This window comes from Acidovorax sp. SRB_24 (assembly GCF_012931925.1).
On record NZ_MWOM01000128.1, the window covers coordinates 1 to 3,479 of the forward strand.

The window sequence follows — 3,479 nt, forward strand, 5'->3', positions numbered from 1 at the left end:
CGGGGGCGGGCGGTGGCGTTGCCACGGTGCGGGTGGTGAAAACCTGGGGCGGCTGCGCGGTCGCCGGCCGGTCCCAGTGCAGCGGCACGCCGGCCAGCACCCACCAGTGCAGGGCCAGCACCGCCGTGGCGATCAGCAGCAGGGTGCGCCGCGGGATCATGGTGCCCTGCCGGCCGCGCTCAGGCGCCGCCAAACCCCAGGTCGTGCGACAGGTGCGCGGCGGCGGCGCGCAGCGGCGTGTCGATGGTGCCGCCCCAGGCCGCGTCCAGCGTGGCGACCGAGCCCAGCGTGGTGATGCCGAGCGCCAGGTGGCCGTCGGCGTCGAACACCGGCGCGCAGAAGGCGACGATGCCCGGCAGCAGCGTGTCCACCACGCGCGCTGCGCCGCGCTCGCGCACTTCCTGCAGCAGGGCCTGGGCCGCGGCCAGCGTGGCGGGCAGGTCGCTGCGGTGCAATTTTTCGGCCTGTGCCAGCTCGGCCTGCAGCAGCGGCGCCACCACCTCGGGCGCGAGGTGCGCGGCAAAGCAGCGGCCCGTGGCCGAGGCCAGCAGCGGCATTACGTCGCCCAGGCGCAGGTTGGCGGTGACGGCCTGCGCCGACTCCTCCCAGTGCACGATGGTCGGGCCGTGGTTGCCCCACACCGCCAGCGCCAGCGTGTGGCCAATCTCGTCCATGAGCTGCGGCAGGCGCTCGCGCGCCAGGCGCACCGCGTCCAGGCGCGACAGCGCCGCCAGCCCCAGGCGCAGCGCGGCGGGCCCGAGGTCGTAGCGCGCCGTGCGGCTGTCCTGCGTGACCAGCCCCATGCGCTGGAAGCTCACCAGATAGCGGTGCGCCTTGGCCGCGCTCATGTCGGCCGAGGCGGCCACGTCCTTGAGCATCAGCGGCCCGCGCGCCCGCGTGAGGCCTTCGAGCAGTGAGAAGCCGACCTCGACGGACTGGATGCCGGCGCGTTCCTTGTCCATGTGCACTAGAATTTCAGAGGTTTTGTTTAGTTAAATCAATTTCACCCAGCGTAATTTGCGCTGGGTGCCGCCGGTTTCCATGCCGATAAAGGTTTTGCATCCATGAAACTCGCCACCTACAAAGACGGTTCACGCGACGGCCAGCTGGTGGTCGTCTCACGCGACCTGGGCAGCGCGCATTATGCGACCGGCATCGCCCACAGGCTGCAGCAGGTGCTCGACGACTGGAGCTACCTGGCGCCGCAGCTGCAAGACCTCTACGACCAGCTCAACGCGGGCAAGGCGCGCCACGCGTTCCCGTTCGATCCGCAGCAGTGCATGGCCCCGCTGCCGCGCGCCTACCAGTGGGCCGACGGCTCGGCCTACATCAACCACGTCGAACTGGTTCGAAAAGCGCGCAACTCCGAAGTTCCGGCCAGTTTCTATCTCGATCCGCTGATGTACCAGGGCGGCAGTGACGACTTCATCGGCCCCTGCGACGACGTGGTGGTGCCCAGCGAGGCCATGGGCATCGACTTCGAGGCCGAGATCGCCGTCGTCACCGGCGACGTGAAGATGGGCTGCACGCCCGAGCAGGCGCTCGACGGCATCCGCCTGGTCATGCTGGCCAACGACGTGAGCCTGCGCAACCTGATTCCCGCCGAGCTGGCCAAGGGCTTCGGCTTCTTCCAGAGCAAGCCCGCGACCGCTTTCAGCCCCGTCGCCGTGACGCTCGACGAACTCGGCGACGCCTGGGACAAGGGCCGCCTGCACCTGACGCTGCAGTCCACCTGGAACGGCCGCAAGGTCGGCATGTGCGACGCCGGCCCCGAGATGACCTTCCACTTCGGCCAGCTGATCGCCCACATCGCCAAGACGCGCAACGTGCGCGCCGGCTCCATCGTCGGCAGCGGCACCGTCAGCAACAAGGGCGTGGCGGACGCCAAGGGCCGCACCGACTGGCCCAAGGGCTACAGCTGCATCGCCGAGAAGCGCTGCATCGAAACCATCCAGGACGGCCAGCCCTCGACCGAATTCATGCAGTACGGCGATACCATCCGCATCGAGATGAAAGGCAAGGACGGCCAGAGCATCTTCGGCGCCATCGACCAGGCGATTGCGGCGCCCGCCTGAGTTTTCCATGAAATAGGGCTCTAGCCCTTGCCCAGCAAGCGCTGACAGCTATCAAAGAAACAGTTGAAGGAGGCACAGCGCAGGAGCGCCGCCCTCCAGGCTGCCGGGGTCACGCCCGATGAAGGGCCGGCCCCGGTTTTAGGCAGCGTCGCACACCCATAATCGGCGCCCATGGACAAGCTCAAGGCGTTTGAATCTTTCGTCTCCGTGGCCACGCGCGGCAGCCTCACGGCGGCGGCGCGTGCCGAGGGCGTGGCCCCGGCCATCATGGGCCGGCGCCTCGATGCGCTCGAAGAGCATCTGGGCGTGAAGCTGCTGGTGCGCACCACGCGGCGCATCAGCCTGACCAACGAGGGCAGCGCCTTTCTGGAAGACTGCCAGCGCCTCCTGACCGAGGTGGCCAACGCCGAAGCCAGCGTCTCGGCCGGCGGCGTCAAGGCCAGCGGCCACTTGCGCATCACGGCGCCAGCCGGCTTTGGCCGCCGCCATGTGGCGCCGCTGGTGCCGCTGTTCCGCGCGCTGCACCCCGAGGTGGCGATCTCGCTGAACCTCAGCGACCGCGTGGTCGACCTGGCGGGCGAGGGCTTTGACTGCGCCGTGCGCGTGGGCGACCTGCCCGATTCCTCGCTCGTGAGCGTGCGCGTGGCCGACAACCGGCGCCTGTGCGTCGCCGCGCCGCAGTACCTGCAGCGCCGCGGCACGCCCCAGCACCCCAGCGAACTGGCGGCGCACGACTGCCTGACGCTGTCGAGCGACGCCTCGCAGACGCGCGGCTGGGCCTTTCGCGTGCCCACGGCCGCGGGCGCCAGCGAGCTGGTGCACATCCGCCCCGGCGGGCCGCTCGACTGCTCGGACGGCCAGGTGCTGTACGACTGGTGCCTGGCCGGCTTTGGCATCGCCTGGCGCAGCACCTGGGAGGTCGAGGACGAGATCGCCGCGGGCCAGCTGGTGGCGGTGCTCGACGCGTTCGCCGCACCGCCCAATGGCATCTATGTGGTGTTTCCGCACGCCAAGCACCTGCCGCTGCGCGTGCGCCTATGGATCGACTACCTCAAGCACAATTACAGCCAACCCGGGTTCTGGAAAACACCCTGAGGCGGTGGTGCCGTGGGCGCCTCCGGCTTCGCCCCGGCCCATGTACAAGGACTTGCAATGACCCTCGAAGCCGTTCTGGCCAGTCTGCACCTGGTGGCCATCCTGACCCTGGTGGTCTTTCTCTCGAGCCAGGCGGCCTTGTGCCGCACCGAATGGCTCAACGCCGCAGTGGTCGAGCGCCTGGCGCGCCTGGACCTGATCTATGGCATCACCGCCGTGGTGTTGCTGGCCACCGGCCTGGCGCGCGTGTTCTGGGGCATCAAAGGGGCGTCCTGGTACGCCACGCAACCGCTGCTGCACCTCAAGGTG

Annotated in this window: 4 protein-coding genes; 3 read left to right on the plus strand and 1 reads right to left on the minus strand. The window is 69.2% G+C overall.

Going from position 1 to position 3,479, the window contains the following annotated elements:
- Positions 1-179: 179 nt before the first annotated feature.
- The gene (locus B2J89_RS20865) at positions 180-962 is read right to left on the minus strand and encodes an IclR family transcriptional regulator (RefSeq protein WP_169170765.1); all 783 of its coding nucleotides are present in this window, start codon (positions 960-962) and stop codon (positions 180-182) included.
- 102 nt (positions 963-1,064) lie between these two features.
- Here B2J89_RS20865 and B2J89_RS20870 point away from each other — a divergent pair, with 102 nt between their 5' ends.
- The 3 genes from B2J89_RS20870 to B2J89_RS20880 form a co-directional block, all read left to right on the plus strand.
- Positions 1,065-2,075, plus strand: coding sequence for a fumarylacetoacetate hydrolase family protein (locus B2J89_RS20870; protein WP_169170766.1), 1,011 nt, complete (start codon positions 1,065-1,067; stop codon positions 2,073-2,075).
- Positions 2,076-2,246: 171 nt separating this feature from the next.
- The gene (locus B2J89_RS20875) at positions 2,247-3,170 is read left to right on the plus strand and encodes a LysR family transcriptional regulator (protein ID WP_169170767.1); all 924 of its coding nucleotides are present in this window, start codon (positions 2,247-2,249) and stop codon (positions 3,168-3,170) included.
- 57 nt (positions 3,171-3,227) lie between these two features.
- On the plus strand, positions 3,228-3,479 hold a 252-nt coding region (locus B2J89_RS20880), incomplete at its 3' end, for a DUF2214 family protein (protein ID WP_169170768.1).